Origin of the sequence: Curvibacter sp. CHRR-16, from assembly GCF_018474005.1 — a bacterium.
GTDB lineage: Bacteria > Pseudomonadota > Gammaproteobacteria > Burkholderiales > Burkholderiaceae_C > Allorhodoferax.
In genome coordinates, this window is record NZ_JAHCSH010000006.1 from 1 (window position 1) to 15,776 (window position 15,776).

14 protein-coding genes, 1 pseudogene and 1 riboswitch are annotated in these 15,776 nt (G+C 62.0%); of the genes and pseudogenes, 11 read left to right on the forward strand and 4 right to left on the reverse strand.

Annotated features, from left to right (window positions below; all coding sequences use genetic code 11):
* Positions 1-211 precede the first annotated feature (211 nt).
* A complete protein-coding gene (locus KIK84_RS13335; RefSeq protein ID WP_214123606.1) occupies positions 212-664 on the reverse strand; it encodes a protein tyrosine phosphatase family protein in 453 nt (150 codons plus the stop codon).
* Positions 665-819: 155 nt separating this feature from the next.
* On the opposite strand from KIK84_RS13335, the pseudogene KIK84_RS13340 reads away from it, so the two are divergent.
* A pseudogene (locus KIK84_RS13340) lies at positions 820-1,668 on the forward strand (integron integrase); the annotation flags it as partial.
* A gap of 68 nt (positions 1,669-1,736) precedes the next feature.
* Here KIK84_RS13340 and eda read toward each other — a convergent pair.
* Together eda and edd are read right to left on the reverse strand one after the other, a co-directional pair.
* Positions 1,737-2,375, reverse strand: coding sequence for a bifunctional 4-hydroxy-2-oxoglutarate aldolase/2-dehydro-3-deoxy-phosphogluconate aldolase (gene eda, locus KIK84_RS13345; RefSeq protein WP_214123607.1), 639 nt, complete (start codon positions 2,373-2,375; stop codon positions 1,737-1,739).
* Between the two features lie 44 nt (positions 2,376-2,419).
* Positions 2,420-4,270 carry a phosphogluconate dehydratase gene (gene edd, locus KIK84_RS13350; RefSeq protein WP_250207981.1) on the reverse strand — a complete coding sequence of 617 codons (1,851 nt, stop codon included), beginning with the start codon at positions 4,268-4,270 and terminating at the stop codon, positions 2,420-2,422.
* A 206-nt stretch (positions 4,271-4,476) separates the two neighbouring features.
* Here edd and KIK84_RS16935 point away from each other — a divergent pair, with 206 nt between their 5' ends.
* Entirely contained in the window at positions 4,477-6,456 is a 1,980-nt protein-coding gene (locus tag KIK84_RS16935) for a methyl-accepting chemotaxis protein (RefSeq protein ID WP_214123608.1), read from the forward strand.
* Here KIK84_RS16935 and KIK84_RS13360 read toward each other — a convergent pair.
* A complete protein-coding gene (locus tag KIK84_RS13360) occupies positions 6,404-7,384 on the reverse strand; it encodes an AEC family transporter (RefSeq protein ID WP_502757565.1) in 981 nt (326 codons plus the stop codon). The two genes, KIK84_RS16935 and KIK84_RS13360, sit on opposite strands and share 53 nt — an antisense overlap.
* A 67-nt stretch (positions 7,385-7,451) precedes the next feature.
* On the opposite strand from KIK84_RS13360, the gene pdxH reads away from it, so the two are divergent.
* The 9 genes from pdxH to KIK84_RS13405 all read left to right on the forward strand — a co-directional run bounded on the left by pdxH (position 7,452) and on the right by KIK84_RS13405 (position 15,774).
* A complete protein-coding gene (pdxH, locus tag KIK84_RS13365; protein WP_214123609.1) occupies positions 7,452-8,111 on the forward strand; it encodes a pyridoxamine 5'-phosphate oxidase in 660 nt (219 codons plus the stop codon).
* A gap of 31 nt (positions 8,112-8,142) precedes the next feature.
* Positions 8,143-8,387: riboswitch (cobalamin riboswitch) on the forward strand.
* Positions 8,388-8,560: 173 nt separating this feature from the next.
* Positions 8,561-9,385, forward strand: coding sequence for a precorrin-4 C(11)-methyltransferase (gene cobM / locus KIK84_RS13370; protein WP_349815933.1), 825 nt, complete (start codon positions 8,561-8,563; stop codon positions 9,383-9,385).
* Positions 9,382-10,422, forward strand: coding sequence for a sirohydrochlorin chelatase (locus tag KIK84_RS13375; RefSeq protein ID WP_214123611.1), 1,041 nt, complete (start codon positions 9,382-9,384; stop codon positions 10,420-10,422). The genes cobM and KIK84_RS13375 overlap by 4 nt, the downstream gene beginning before the upstream one ends.
* The gene (locus KIK84_RS13380) at positions 10,419-11,129 is read left to right on the forward strand and encodes a precorrin-8X methylmutase (protein WP_214123612.1); all 711 of its coding nucleotides are present in this window, start codon (positions 10,419-10,421) and stop codon (positions 11,127-11,129) included. The genes KIK84_RS13375 and KIK84_RS13380 overlap by 4 nt, the downstream gene beginning before the upstream one ends.
* Positions 11,126-12,334 carry a cobalt-precorrin-5B (C(1))-methyltransferase gene (locus KIK84_RS13385; RefSeq protein WP_214123613.1) on the forward strand — a complete coding sequence of 403 codons (1,209 nt, stop codon included), beginning with the start codon at positions 11,126-11,128 and terminating at the stop codon, positions 12,332-12,334. The genes KIK84_RS13380 and KIK84_RS13385 overlap by 4 nt, the downstream gene beginning before the upstream one ends.
* The gene (gene cbiE, locus KIK84_RS13390; protein ID WP_214123614.1) at positions 12,331-13,686 is read left to right on the forward strand and encodes a precorrin-6y C5,15-methyltransferase (decarboxylating) subunit CbiE; all 1,356 of its coding nucleotides are present in this window, start codon (positions 12,331-12,333) and stop codon (positions 13,684-13,686) included. The genes KIK84_RS13385 and cbiE overlap by 4 nt, the downstream gene beginning before the upstream one ends.
* Entirely contained in the window at positions 13,683-14,513 is an 831-nt protein-coding gene (gene cobI / locus KIK84_RS13395) for a precorrin-2 C(20)-methyltransferase (protein ID WP_214123615.1), read from the forward strand. The genes cbiE and cobI overlap by 4 nt, the downstream gene beginning before the upstream one ends.
* On the forward strand, positions 14,510-15,298 hold the full coding sequence (locus tag KIK84_RS13400; protein WP_214123616.1) for a cobalamin biosynthesis central domain-containing protein: 789 nt from the start codon (positions 14,510-14,512) through the stop codon (positions 15,296-15,298). Before cobI ends, KIK84_RS13400 begins: the two co-directional genes overlap by 4 nt.
* Complete coding sequence (locus KIK84_RS13405; protein ID WP_349815934.1) at positions 15,295-15,774, forward strand: cobalamin biosynthesis protein; 480 nt, start codon at positions 15,295-15,297, stop codon at positions 15,772-15,774. Before KIK84_RS13400 ends, KIK84_RS13405 begins: the two co-directional genes overlap by 4 nt.
* Positions 15,775-15,776 lie beyond the last annotated feature (2 nt).

The following is a 15,776-nucleotide window of genomic DNA, read 5'->3' on the forward strand; positions in this document are numbered from 1 at the left end:
CAATAGGCAACGACACAGATCACGCAGTGATAGGCAAGGGGAAGAAGGAATCAGGTTTCGTGGTCAATCGCTGCGCGATTCACCACGATGGGATTCTGTTTGACAAAGGTGGGGAAGCCCTTGTAGTTTGACGTGAGGGGCCGCCGTAGCGGCGAAGCCGCGAAGGGAACCCACAAGCGCAGCTTGTGGGCGGTCCCTCTCGACGGAATTGTTAGCCACGAGCCGCAACCATTTCGCAGAAGTAATTGCTCCAGACTTCGTCAGCCTGCCAAATCTCGGACGCCCATTGATGTGCGGACTCCACCGACCAATTTTCCACGAGGACAAGATAGATTGCCATAAACACCGACACTCGCTTGTTGTGAGCGCAATGGACGAGTGTTTTTCGATCCGTTGCTTTCTTCATTGCAGCAAGAAATTTCTTGAAATCTTCTTGTGTTGGGGCTGCAAACTGAACTGGAATGTGGAGGTATTCGATACCTTGGCTTTCCAGAATTGTTGGCTCTTCAGGTACCGAGTATCGAGGATCATTGTGCAACCCAAGGTTCACCACCAATTTGAATCCTTCTCTCGATAAGTCGGAGAGTTGATCGGCCTTTGGCTGGCCTGCGGTGTGGAGTAGCTCATTAATCTTTACGTACTTGACGACTTCGGAAATGGGCATGTTTTTCTCTCGTGGCTAACGTAATGTATTTCGCAAAGTCTGCAAATTATTCTGGTCGCTGCGTATTAATCTGGTCATGAAAATCCCCCAAGAATGGCTTGAGCATTGGCTTATCGGCCTTGATACTGTATGCATATACAGTTATAAAGTTGCCTATGAAACACCGCAACCCACCACTGCAGTCTACCCGTTTACTGGACCAAGTACGTGAACGGATCCGGTATCTGCATTACAGCTTTAGTACCGAAAAAGTATATTTGTACTGGATCCGGTTTTTCATCCGCTGGCATGGTCGCGCTGGGCAGATGAAGCATCCACGCGAGATGGGGGTGCCAGAGGTGGAAGCATTTTTAACCATGCTGGCCACAGAACGAAACGCCTCCTCCTCGACCCATAACCAGGCGCTTAGCGCTTTGCTGTTTTTGTACCGCGAGGTCTTGTGCGTCGATCTGCCGTGGATGGATGGCATCAACCGCCCAGCCAGCAAGCGGCGCATACCCAGTGTATTGACCAAGGATGAGGTGGCTGGCGTGTTGGCGCAGATGGATGGCATCACTGCGTTGTTGGCACGCTTGCTGTACGGCACAGGCATGCGTTTGATGGAAGGAGTTCGGTTGCGCATCAAAGATGTGGACTTTGATCGCCACGTCATCATCGTGCGCGAGGCTAAAGGCGGCAAAGACCGCGTGGTGATGCTTCCACGTACCCTCGCTCCCGCATTGCGGCTGCAAATGTTGGCGGCACGTGCGCAGTGGGAAACTGACCGCCAAAGCCAACGCTGTGGAGTAGAAATACCCCACGCATTGGAGCTTAAGTATCCCAAGGTCGGCCACACTTGGGGGTGGTTTTGGTTCTTTCCGTCACCTACTTTGTCCATTGATCCACGCAGCGGAGTGGAGCGCCGTCACCATTTGTTTGAAGAGCGTCTTCAGCGTGCGCTCAAAAAGGCCGTAGCGCAGGCGGGCATTCATAAACCGGTTTCTGTGCACACCCTACGCCACTCGTTCGCCACCCACCTGCTGCAAGCGGGCACTGACATTCGCACTGTGCAAGAGCTACTGGATGTGCGCCCCTACTTCTTGCGCAGCCCCTGCGTATCCTTAGCCAGCTGGGTGATCTTGTCCCACTCGCCCTTGGCCATGGCGTCGGCGGGCACTATCCACGAGCCGCCTACGCAGACCACGTTGGGCAGGGCCAAAAATTCGGGGGCGTTTTGCAGCGTTACGCCGCCGGTGGGGCAAAACTTCACGTCAAAAAACGGGCCGCTCCAGGCCTTGAGCATGGCGGGTCCGCCGGCTTGCATGGCGGGGAAGAACTTCAGCTCGGTGTAGCCGTCTTCTTGCGCCATCATGATCTCGCTGCCAGTGGCCACGCCGGGCAGTAGCGAAAGCCCCAAGTCGCGGCAGGCTTGGCCCACGGCGCTGGTGTAGCCGGGGCTGACGGCAAAGCGGGCACCAGCGTTGGCAGCGGCTTGGGCGTCTGCCTTGCTACGCACGGTGCCAGCACCCACCACGGCTTCGGGCACGTCGCGGGCGATGGCTTCCATGCAGGCCAAGGCTTGCGGGGTGCGCAGCGTCACTTCCAGCATGCGCACGCCGCCCGCCACCAGGGCGCGGGCCATGGGCACGGCGTGGGCCACGTCGTTGAGCACGATGACGGGGATGACGGGGGCGTCCTGCATCACTTGCAGGGCGGTGAGTGGTGTGGTCATGGTGGTGTTGTCTCTGGTTCAGTTAAATCTATTACAGCCCGGCATTACAGCCAGGTGCAAGCGCCCTGCTCGGCGGCCAGTGCGTTGCGGCGCATGTTGGCAAACAGCTCGCGGCCCATGCCTATGCCATTGGCGGTGCGCAGGCTCTCGGGCATGGTGGCCAGGGGGCGGGCGTCCCATTCGGCAGCGCTCACCAGCACTTGCAGCGTGCCAGCGGGGGCGTCCAAGCGGATCAAGTCGCCGTCTTGCACCTTGGCCAGCGGGCCACCGCTGGCAGCTTCGGGCGATACGTGGATGGCGGCGGGCACTTTGCCCGATGCGCCGCTCATGCGGCCATCGGTCACCAGCGCTACCTTAAAGCCCTTGCCCTGCAGCACGGCCAGCGGGGGGGTGAGCTTGTGCAGCTCGGGCATGCCGTTGGCTTGCGGGCCTTGCCAGCGCACCACGCACACCACGTCACGCTCCAGCTCGCCCGCGCTAAAGGCTTTTTGCAGCGCCTCTTGCGAGTCAAACACGCGCGCAGGCGCTTCGATGATGTGGCGCTCCTCCGGCACGGCAGACACCTTGATAACGCTGCGGCCCAAGCTGCCCTGCAGCAGCTTGAGCCCGCCTGTGGCGCTGAATGGCTTGCTGGCTGGGCGCAGCACGCTGTCATCTTTGCTGGCACCGGGGTCGGCCCATTGCAGGCTGCCGTCAGCCGTAGCGTGGGGCACGGTGGCAAAGGCGCGCAGCCCTTCGGGGCGCACGGTCAGCACGTCGCCGTGCATGAGGCCTGCATCCAGCAGCTCGCGGATGATGTAGCCAGGGCCGCCTGCGGATTGGAAGTGGTTCACATCGGCGCTGCCGTTGGGATACACGCGGGCCAGCAGGGGCACTACGTCGGACAGAGCCGAGAAGTCATCCCAGTCGATAACGATGCCCGCCGCACGGGCCACAGCCACCCAGTGGATGAGGTGGTTGGTACTGCCGCCCGTGGCCAGCAGCGCCACCATGGCGTTGACGATGCAGCGCTCGTCCACCAACTGACCTATGGGGGTTTTGCTGCCCAGCACGGTACGCACGGCTTCGCGGGTCAGCTCTGGGCGCAGACCGTTGGCAGGGTTGATGAAGGCTGTGCCGGGCACGTGCAAGCCCATGGCTTCGAGCAGCATTTGGTTGCTGTTGGCCGTGCCGTAGAAGGTACAGGTGCCTTCGCCGTGGTAGGCGGCGCTCTCGGCCTTGAGTAGCTCGGGGCGGCCCACCAAACCTTGGGCGGCTTGTTCGCGCACCTTGGCTTTGTCATTGTTGGACAGGCCCGATGTCATGGGGCCAGCAGGCACAAACACGGTGGGCAGGTGGCCAAAGTGCAGCGCACCGATCAAGAGGCCGGGCACGATCTTGTCGCACACGCCCAGCATGAGGGCGCAATCAAACACGTCGTGGCTGAGCGCAATGGCAGTGGACATGGCGATGGTGTCGCGGCTAAAGAGGCTCAGCTCCATGCCGGGGTTACCTTGGGTTACACCGTCACACATGGCAGGCACGCCGCCAGCCACTTGCGCAGTGGCACCGTTGTGGCGGGCTTCGTCTTTCACCACGTCCGGGTAGTGCTGGTAGGGCGCGTGGGCTGACAGCATGTCGTTGTACGCCGTGACGATGCCGATGTGCGTGGGGCGCTGGGCTACCACGGCAATGTCGCCCAGCCCACTGGCGCGCACCTTGTCGTCTTGGGGCATGGCGGCAAAGGCGTGGGCCACGTTGGCGCAGCCCATGCGCACCGCACCGGGCTTACGGGCTGCGGCTTGCTCCAGTTGGGCCAGGTAGCTGCTGCGGGTGGCTTGGCTGCGCTCCACGATGCGCTGGGTAACGGCTTGCACCACAGGGTGCATGGTGGGGGCGGAGTTGGGTGCTGTCATGGTGATCCTGTAACCAAATTACAGCGAGCATGGTAACTCGCCACACCCCGTTTACACCCTAGGGCCGTTACTAAGCGGGTACGAACATCGACAGGCAGGAAACGTCCATTCTGTGTATCTTTATTAATAAGAAATTAAATTCACAAAATTAAACCTATTGCATAACCAACATACAATTTAAAAGAATAAATACAGGAGAATTTGCAGTGAGCAACGCTTTAATCAGCGATTCAAACCAAATCCAAGCACCCAAAACGGGCTTGTGGAACAGGCTATCGCTCAGAACCCGCTTTTTTGCAGCAGCAGCCATTGCGTTAGCGGCAACAGTTCTCTTGGTGGTCGTTTTCCAATCCATTCTTACCAGCCAGCAGCAACGCAACCGCCTAGAAACCTATGAATTGCCAGCGCAATTGCAGTCGGTAGCGGGACGCATCCAATCCCAGCTCAATTTGGCCATAGCAGGCTCCGAAGCACTGGCCAACAACACCTTTATCCATGCTTGGATAGCCGCAGGTCGCCCGGCCGACCAGCAACCCGCTATTGAAGCGGCCATGGCGCAAGTACAAAAATCACAAAAAGCCGTGGTGGTGTCCTTTACCGTGAGCACTCCCGATGGCCCTCAGTACTACCACTACTCCGATGGGCACTTTGCGACCCGCACATTGCAAGCATCAGAAGCCAAAGACAGTTGGTACTTCAACTTCATCAAAAAACAAGCGCCTTACGAGCTGAACTTGGACGTGGACAGCATCGGCAACAAGCTGCTGATGTTCATCAACTACCGCGGCATACCCAACGCTGCCGATGGCAAATCACCGTTGATGGTGGCCGGTGGTGGCATGGGCATGAACCAACTCTCCGAGCTAATCCGCAGCAACAAGGTGGGCGAATCTGGCAGTGTGATGCTGGTGCGCAGCAACGGTGTGGTGGATGTACACATCAACCCCGCGCTGGCTGGCAAGCTTGATTTGAGCAAGGAAGACACTTATGCCGCGCTGGTAGACCAAGACTGGAAACTGGTGCGCGACAAAGGCAGTGCGGTGGTGGAAAGCCAAACCAACGGCGTGCCCGTCTATTTGGCGGCCATGTACCTGCCAGACCTGAACCGCTACTTGGTTGCCGAACTGCCTGCGGCAGAACTGACCCAGAGCGTGGCCCATGCGCGCTGGTATGCACTGGCTGCAGGCATGGTGCTGTTGATGGTCGGCCTAGCCATTTTGTACCCTCTGTCTGGCCAGCTACTGCGCCCACTGCTTTCTTTGCAGCAGCAAATGGCGGAAATCACCGATAGTCTGAATCTCAATACCCAATTGCGCTCAATAGACCAAGCGGAAATTGGCAGCATTTGCTCCCAGCTCAATCGGTTTTTAGAGCGTCTGCGCGTTGTGGTCGGTGGGGTTAACGACAGCACGGATAGCATTCACACCCGCTCCTCCACCATTGCCCACGGCAACCGGGAGCTCTCTGGACGAACCGAAGCACAAGCTGCGATGCTGGAACAAGCGGGCCAAAGCATGCAGCAGCTCACCAGCTCGGTGGAGCAAAACGCACAGAGCGCCAACCAAGCCAGTGCGTTGTCGGCCGATGCATCCGACATTGCCACCCAAGGCGGCGAGTTGATGGCCCAAGTGGTGGAAAACATGCGCTCGATTGCGCAAAGCTCCGAACGCATCACCGACATCATCAGCGTGATCGACTCCATCGCATTCCAAACCAACATCTTGGCGCTCAACGCTGCGGTAGAAGCCGCTCGCGCCGGCGAGCAAGGGCGCGGCTTTGCGGTGGTGGCAACTGAAGTGCGGGGACTGGCTCAGCGCTCTGCGAATGCAGCGCAAGAGATCAAGCAACTGATTTCGGAATCCTCCCAGCGTGTGCGCACCGGCGCTGACCGCGTGGAAGAAGCGGGCAATACCATGTCGCAAATCGTAGCGACCACGCGCAAAGCATCCGAGTTGATCCAAGCCATTGCAGTAGCAACGCAAGAGCAGGCGCGCAGCCTGAGTGAAATCACCCAAGCATCGGCGCAAATGGAAGGGGTGACCCAACAAAACGCTGGCATGGTGCAAGAAGTCGCTACGGCCGCCGAGCACCTAGAGCAAGAAGCTGCCAAGCTGCACAACCTGATGGGCCAATTCAAACTGAGCCGCTCAGCAGCGCCATCAACGACATGGCTAGCGTTACGCTGACCAAGGCCACCAGCGTGGAGACAGCCACGCTGGCAGTCACCAAGTCTTCGGCCTTTTGGTAGCGCTGCGAGAACAAAAACACATTAGCTCCAATGGGCAAGGACGCGGCAACCACCAGCACCGTAAGGGACAGGCCGCGCAAACCAGCCGCATAACCCACCAGTGCCATGAGCGCAGGATGCAGCAGGGTTTTGACCGCCGATATGACCAAAGCACCCCGCAGATTGGCGCCAATGGACGCATTGGCCAAGGTCACCCCCACCAGCACCAGTGCCACAGGGCCGAACGAATTGCCCAACAACTGCAGGGGGCGATCCACCACATCGGGCAGACCCCAGCCAGTTTGGGCGTAAAGCAAACCTGCCATGATGGGCATGGGCACCGGGTGAACCACCGCATTGCGCACCGCCAACCACACCGATTGCAAAGGGTGCCGCGTTGGGCCAGCGCTGGCTGCACTGTGCTCGCGGGCGCTGAGCAGCTCCAACACCACGGTAGCAAAAGTGAGCAACACCAAAGCGTGCAGCGATATGAGGGTAAAGAGCAGCACCAGCGCTTGCTGCCCATAGGCCAACCCGACCAGCGGGATGCCAATCATCACCGTGTTGCTGAAGGTGCCTGACAGGGCAATCACCGCCGCCCGACTGCTAGCCCCCTGCACCAGCAGCATGGCAATGAACAAGCCCGCTGCCACGGCAAAATAGAGCGACACAGGGGCAAAGTCCAGCTCTTGCACCCGCACATTGCACATGGTGCGAAACAGCAGCGCTTGGGTGAGCACCAAGAAGACCAGATTGGTCAAATCGCGCACCGCCTCTTGGCGGATGAGCTTCATCTTGCCTGCCACAAATCCCACCACGATGAGCAACACCACAGGCAAGAGCGAAGAAACTACCGGATGATCCAAAGCCAACAAAACTACCCCCATTGTTCCAAGCAGGTACACACCTGCTTCAGGCCCCAAGTATGCCGCCCGCACCGCTACACTTGGGCGCATGCGTGACCTCCCCTCCTCTATTGCCGACCTGCGCAAAAGCTACGAACGCGCAGAGTTGGATGAACAAGCCTCCCATGCCAACCCGCTGCTGCAATTTGACCAATGGCTGCGCGAAGCCATAGAAGGCCAAATCCCCGAGCCCAACGCCATGACGCTGGCTACAGTGGGCAGCAACCTGCGGCCCTCCACCCGCGTGGTGCTGATCAAAGGCTATGACGAGCGCGGCATTGTTTGGTATACCAACTACGACAGCCGCAAAGGCCAAGAACTGGCTGGCAACCCGTTTGCCGCGCTGCAATTCCATTGGGTGGAGCTAGAGCGCGTGGTGCGCATAGAGGGCCGGGTAGAAAAAGTCAGCGCCGAAGAAAGCGATGCCTACTTTGCCAGCCGCCCGCTGGACTCGCGCATAGGCGCTTGGGCCAGCCCGCAGAGTCAGCCCATCGACTCACGCACCCTGCTGGTGACCAATGCGGCCAAGTACGCGGCCCAATTTTTGCTGCAACCGCCGCGTCCCCCACACTGGGGCGGCTACCGCCTAGTGCCGGATCGATGGGAGTTTTGGCAAGGCCGCAAAAGCCGCCTGCACGACCGCCTGCGCTACGAGTTACAAGGCTCGGGCGAGGCAAGCCAGTGGACGCGCCAGCGCTTGGCACCTTGATATACCAGCCCGCCCTGCAAAACCCACGTATACTTTTCCCCAAGTTTTTGGTGCTCTTGGGCCGTTCGGCGCACAGAGTGAAACGGGAAGTCGGTGCGTGGCTGTCTTAGCTACCGTCACCAAGCCGACGCTGCCCCCGCAACGGTAGGCAAGCCAAGTTCAACCCACTACGCCACTGTGCAGCACTCTGCATGGGAAGGCGGTTGAACCGGAACAGCGCACAACGCCGCTGCTCCACTTGCAAGCCCGGAGACCGGCCAAGAGCAAACAGGTTGACATTGCGGTGGGCGATTGACCGACTCTGAACTCTCTTTACAGCTGGGCTGATGGCTTGGCTGCTTTGGCTTTTAGCGTTGCGTTGGCGGCATAGCTACGCCCCTCAGCAGTGTCTGGTTCAACCACCAGAGGCTTGGCCATGCCCGGCCGTCTCTGGTTTGTGGGGATACACCGTGCAGGGAAGCGTTTGGTTTGTAGGTGCAGGGCCGGGAGACCCGGAGCTCATCACCGTCAAAGGCCGCCGCCTCATCGAAGAGGCTGGGGCCATTTTGTTTGCAGGTTCCTTGGTCAACGAAGCCATTACCCGCTGGGCACCCGCAGACTGCGAAGTACTCGACAGCAAAGACATGACCCTGCCCGAGATGGCCGCTTGGCTCATCGCTGCAGCACAACGCCACACTACCGTGGTGCGCCTGCAAACGGGTGATCCTGCGCTGTACGGTGCCCTCATCGAGCTGGTGCAGCCGCTGGACGCGGCCGGCGTTCCCATCCAAGTGGTGCCGGGCGTGTCTTCGGCCATGGCGTCGGCCGCAGCAGCGGTAGAGAGCTTCACCCTGCCCGAGGTGACGCAAAGCGTCATCTTCACCCGCGTGGAGGGCCGCACACCCATGCCAGCGGGCGAAGACCTGGCCACGCTGGCCCAGCACCATTGCACGCTGTGCATATTCCTCTCCATCACGCTGCTCTCCAAGGTGCAAAGCGAACTGCGCGCTGCGGGCTGGGCCGAAGATGCGCCCATCGTGGTGGTGCACAAAGCCAGCTGGCCCGATGAACAAAAAATCATCCGCGGCACACTGGCTGACATAGCCCAGCGCTGCCGCGATGCCAAGGTGGTGAGCCAAGCCATGATCATCGCCAGCCCCACGCTGGGCGCACGCCATTGGCCCGAGCTGGTCAAGTCCAAGTTGTACGACCCCAGCTTTACCCACCGCTTTCGCAAAGCCAGCGTCCCCACCCCCGCAGACAATAGCCCCGCCAGCCCCCAGGAGCCCGTATGAGCGACCACCACCATCCGCACGACCACGCCCATGAACATGTGCATCACCACGCTCACCATGTAGTACCTTGCCACAGCAGCGTGGATGCACCGCACACCGTGCTGCTGGTGGGCCATGGCTCGCGCGAGACGTCGGGCAATGACGAGATAGAGCGCTTTGCCCAGCAGTGGCGCAGCCAGCGCCCGCACTGGCACATCGAGGTGTGCTTTATCGAGTTTTCCGACGCCACCATGAGCGTAGGCCTGAACCGCGCTGCCGAACACGCCAAACAGCAAAGCGTGCCCGCTGCGCAAACGGTGCATGTAGTGCCGCTCATCCTGAACGCCGCTGGCCACGTGAAGATGGACATACCGCAGGCCATAGCCGGGGCGCGCCTGCGCCACCCCGGCGTGCAGTTTGCTTACGCCCCGCACCTGAGTGCCTGCGACGAAATCCTGACCGTGCTGCGCCGCCGCCTGCGCAAAGCCATGAACGAGCTGGATATGCCCGACCCCACCAACACCGGTGTGGTGCTGCTGGGCCGTGGTTCGTCTGACCGCCAAGCCAACGGCGACATGGCCAAGATGGCGCGCTGGATCATGGAAGAGACCGACCACGAGCTGGTGGACTTGGCCTTTACCGGCATCACCCACCCACGGCTGGAAAAAGTCGTGCAGCGCCAGGTGCTGCTGGGCATGAAGCAGGTGGTGGTTCTGCCCTACTACCTGTTCACCGGCACGCTGGTGCAGCGCATCGACCGCCAAGTGGAGCACCTGCGCAGCCAATACCCCACCGTGCGCTTTGCCTGCACGCAGTACTTTGGCTTTGAAAAAGAAATATTCGCCCTCTTGGAAAAGCGCGTGACCGAGCTGCAAGATCCGCAGCACGCCATGCCCTGCGACGGCTGCAAGTACCGCCAGTTTGCCCAGGACAACGGCATGGGCGGCCACCACCACGACAATGGCCACACGCACCACCACCATGACCATGCACACGATCACCAGCACGATCATGCGCATGACCACGCCCATCCGCATCCCGTGGGAGTGCCCGCATGAGCACACCCATCCAAAGCCAGGGCAACACCGTCACCGAACAGCTCACCCAAGCCGGGCGGGCCATCGAGCACGACTCGTTTGCCACCATAGACCGCGAAGCAGGCCCACACCACTACGACAGCGGCCAGTGGGCCGTGGTGCGCCGCATGATCCACGCCAACGCGGACTTTGACTTCAACGGCCTAACGGCCTTTCACCCCGCTGCCGTACAGGCCGGGGTGGACGCCATCCGCTCACGCAAGAGCCGCATCGTGGCCGATGTGGAGATGATTTGCGTGGGCCTGTCCAAACCGCGCTTGGCCCACTTTGGCATGGGCACGCACCAGTTCATCAGCGATGAGGACGTGATCGCCACCGCCCACGCCGAGAACACCACCCGCGCCGTGCAAGCCATGCGCAAAGCGCACCGCCACGGCCTGCTGGATGGGGCCATCGTGGGCATAGGCAATGCGCCCACCGCCCTGCTAGAACTCATCCGCCTGATACAAGAAGAAGGCGCCCGCCCGGCGCTGGTGCTGGGCATGCCAGTGGGGTTTGTATCAGCCGAGGAGTCCAAAGACCTGCTGGCGCAGTTCCAAGACGCCACGCCACCTGCACAGCAAGTGCCGTGGGCTATCATCCGGGGCCGCAAGGGTGGCTCCACGCTGGTGGTGGCCGCCATCCATGCCCTGCTGGGCTTGGCCGAAGCGCAGGAGCGCCAAGGGTGAGTGCAAACAAAGCAGCAGCCCAAGCCCCGGCAGAAAAACCTGCCAGAGGCACGCGCACCGGGTTTACCACCGGCGCGTGTTCGGCTGCGGCTGCACGGGCTGCCGTGCTGGGCCTGCTGCACGGCCATGTGCCTGAGACGGTGGAGTGCCTGCTGCCCAATGGCCAGCTGGTCACCTTTGCCGTGACGGACGGCCATGTGCAAACAGAACAGGACAAGGCCAACGCAGACGAGCGCTGTTGCGCCGCCCATGCGGTGGTGGTCAAAGACGCGGGCGACGACCCCGACTGCACCGACAAGGCCCGCCTGACGGTGGACGTGCGCCTGCTGCCCGACCAGCCCGGCGCTGTGGTGCTGGCTGGCGGCCCCGGTGTGGGCGTGGTGACCCTGCCCGGCTTGGGCCTGGAGCTGGGCCAACCGGCCATCAACCCCGTGCCGCGCCGCAACATCGAAGCCAATGTGCGCGCCGTGGGCGCCAGCCTGCTGGAGCGCTACGGGCTGCGCATCACCATCTCGGTGCCACAGGGCGAAGAGATGGCCAAAAAGACCACCAACGCCCGACTGGGCATCTTGGGTGGCATCTCCATTCTGGGCACCACAGGCATTGTGCTGCCCTACTCCACAGCGGCTTTCAGAGCCAGCGTGGTGCAAGGCGTGCACGTAGCGGGCACTTTGGAGCACAGCACCGTGGTGCTGACCACGGGCGGGCGCACCGAGACATTTGCCATGCGCGAGTTGCCCCACTTGCCGCCCACCGCCTTTGTGCAGATGGGCGACTTTTTGCGCTACGCGCTGGGTGCGGCGGTCAAGGCGGGCATACGCCATGTCGTCATCGGCGGCATGGTGGGCAAGCTGACCAAAATCGCTCAGGGTGAAACCATCACCCACGCCAACCGGGCTGAGGTCAACACCGACCTGCTGGCCGACATCGCCGCCAGTGTGGGCGCGCCCGAGGCCGTGTGCGCCGCCATCCGTGGCAACGAAACCGCCCGCTTTGCAGGCGAACAAATGGACGCGCTGGGCTTGGGCGAGGCCTTTCACACTGCACTGGCGCAGCGCGTCATCAGCACCCTGCGCGAACGCTACCCCGACCAGTTCACCCTGCAAGTGCTGGTGTGCGACTTTGACGGCAAGCGCATCGCGCAAGCCGGTGACAGCACACAACCCAACAACGACACCCCCGACATTCCTCCCCCTCACCCATGAGCAACGTGATCACCCCCCATACCACGCGCGGCTTTCCTCGCTGCCAAATACTGGGCGTGCTGGACGATGGCCACGCCAGCCTGAGTGCACAAGCGCTGGCCCACTTGGCCAGCGCGGACGTGCTGATCGGCGCTGGCCGCACCCTGGCCCTGCTGCAAAGCGCCTGCCCCGCCCATGTGCAAGTGCGCGACCTCACCGGGGCGCTGAGCCAAGTGCCCGAGTGGATACGCCAAGCGCTGGAGCAAGGCCAGCGCGTGGTGGTGCTGGCCACGGGCGACCCGCTGTGCTACGGCATCGCCGCCTACCTGGCCAGCCACCTGTGCGTAGAAGCCTTGGAAATAGTGCCCAATGTGTCCACCATCCAGCTGGCCTGCGCCCGCCTGAGCCTGCCGTGGCAGGACATGCGCCTAGCCTCCGTGCACAGCGCCGATGCAGGCGAATGGAGCGTGGGCGCAAGCCCTGAGCACAAGCTCTACGCCCTGCTGCAAGACATCCGCCAGTACGACCGCTTGGCCGTGCTGACCAGCCCGCACAACACCCCCGACCGCTTGGCCCGCATGCTGCTGGCCGAAGGCCTGCACGACGACTGGCACTTGGCCGTGGCCGAGCGCCTGTGCCAAGCCGACGAGCGCGTGTGGAGCGACCTGAGCGTGGAGCAAGCCGCGCAGATGCAGTTTGCCCAGCCCAACGTGCTGCTGCTGTGGCGGCACACGCCGCGCCAGCACCCCGTGGTGCTGGGCCTGCCCGATGCCAGCTACGAGCAACGCCAGCCCGACAAGGGGCTGATCACCAAACAAGAAGTGCGCGCCGTGTCGCTGGCACGGATGCAACTGCGCGCCAACAGCGTGGTGTGGGACATTGGTGCAGGCTCGGGCTCGGTCGGGCTGGAAGCGGCCCGCCTGTGCCCGCGTGGGCATGTGTACGCCATCGAGAAAAACAGCGAGGACTTCGCCATCGCCCAGCGCAACCACCGCCGCATGGGCGTGAGCAACTACACGCTGGTCAACGGCAAAGCCCCGCAAGGGTTGGAGACGTGGGCCGACCCGCATGCCGTGTTCATAGGCGGCTCGGGCGGCGAACTGGCGGAATTGATCAAGCTCATCCTCAAGCGCCTGCGCCCCGGTGGCTGGCTGGTGATGAACTTTGTCACACTGGAAAACCTGGCCACTGCCACGGCCACGCTGGCTGAACTGCCTGCCCAATGGGACGTGGTGCAACTGCAAGCGGCGCGCAGCAAACCCATACTGCATATGCACCGCATGGCTGCCGAAAACCCCGTGTGGGTGGTGTGCGCGCAAGCGGCTGATGCCAACGCGTCCGCAGCCACGGATACCGCAGGAGGTGCTGCATGAGCACCACCAACACTCCAAGCCCAAACTGGGGCAAGCTGATCGGCGTATCCCTCGGCCCCGGGGATCCCGGCCTCATCACCCGTGCGGCCTGGGCGCAACTGCAGCGCCGCGACACGGTGTGGACTTACCCCGTGCGCAGCGGCAAAACGCCCAGCTACGCGCTGGACATTGCGCTGCGCGCCGAACTGCAACCGGTGGACGGGCACATGGCGCTGCTGTTTCCCATGACGCACGACGGCGAGAAGCTGGCCCGCGCGTGGCTGCGCGCCACCGAACAAGTGCTGCCACTGCTACAGCAGGGGCGCGATGTGCTGTTTTTGGTCGAAGGCGATGCCAGCACCTACGCCACCTTTGGCCACTTGGCGCGCACGGTGCAAACCCACGCGCCTGCGGTGCAGGTGCAGACCATCGCGGGCGTGAACTCTTTCACCGCCGCCTGCGCCCAGCGCAATGTGCCGCTGGCCGAGCAAGACGACACCGTGGCCATCGTCCCTGCGGCCTACGGCATCGGCGCGGTGGACAGGCTGCTGCCCGACTTTGACACGCTGGTGCTGATGAAGATCAAGCCCCTGCTAGAAGACCTGCTGGACTGGCTGGAGCGCCGCCAACTGCTGGAGCACGCCACGCTGATAGAGCGTGTGGGTGCACCCGACGAGCGCAGCCTGCACGGAGCCGAACTGCTGAGCCTGCGCGGGGGCAAAGTGAGCTACCTGTCGCTGCTGCTGCTGAAAAACCCTGAGCGCGTGCGCGGCGAGCGCATCCAAGGCTGCCTGAAGAAAAAAGACACCGTGACGCCTGTCACCTCCAACCCATCTGACGACGAATGAGCACTACTGCCCCCTCCACTGCCGATACTGCCGCTCCCACCGATACCCACGCGGTGCGCGTCTGCATCGTGGCTATTACCCGCCACGGCGCTGCCATGGCGGGCCAACTGGCCCAGCAACTGACCGACGCCCACCTGTGCGTGGCTGAAAAATTCGCCAGCGGCTTGCCCGCTGGCTTGCCCAACACCGTGCACGCCTACAGCGGCGCGTTCAAAGACGAAATGCCACGCCTGTTTGCGCAGTACGACCAGATCGTGTTCTTCGTCTCGCTGGGCGCGGTGGTGCGGCTCATCGCCCCCCACCTGAAAAGCAAGGACGAAGACCCCGGCGTGCTGGTGGTGGACGATGCTGGGCAGTTTGTCATTCCGGTGCTGTCGGGCCACGTGGGCGGGGCCAACGCCATGGCCGAACTGGTGGCCCACCTGCTAAAGGCCACCCCGGTGCTGACCACCGCGTCGGACGTGGGCAAAACCATCCCCGTGGACATTCTGGGCCGCGAGCTGGGCTGGAAGGTCGAGGCGCCCAAGATCAACATCACCCGCGTATCGGCCCATGTGGTCAATGGCGAGCCGATTGCTTTTGTGCAAGAGGCTGGCAGCCCACACTGGTGGACGCGCCCCACGCCACTGCCCGCCAACATCCACCGCTTTGACACACTGGAGGCGGTGGACTTAGCCCGTTTTGCCGCCGTGCTGTGGGTGACCCACCACCCCGTGAGCGATGCCCTGTGGCAGCAACTGCACGAAAAGCTGGTGGTGTACCGCCCGCCACAGGAGAGCGTGTGAGCGAAGTGACTGCGCCTGCCACCGTAGCGGCCCCTGCCCTGTACCTCGGGCTGGGTTGCGACCGCGGCACCAGCTTGGCCACGCTGGAGCAAGCCGTGCGCGATGCGCTGGCGCTGGCCAGTGCCAAGCTGGCACAGGTACAAGTGCAGGTGCAGGCTGTGGCGAGCATCACCCTCAAAGCCGACGAAAGCGGCCTGCTGGCATTGGCCCAAGCCCATGGCTGGCCGCTGTGCTTTTACACCCCGGCAGAGCTGGCCACTGTGCCCGTGCCCAACCCGTCTGAAACCGTGCGCCGCTATACCGGCACACCCTCAGTCAGCGAAGCCGCTGCGCTGCTACTGGCCGGTCACCACACCGGTTTGTCCCACGCCCTGCCCGCCAGCCATTTGCTGGTGGAAAAACACAAACACCTAGGAGCCGATGGCAAGAACGCCACCGTATCTGTCGCTGTATCTCTTTTCTCTGACCAACCTTAAGG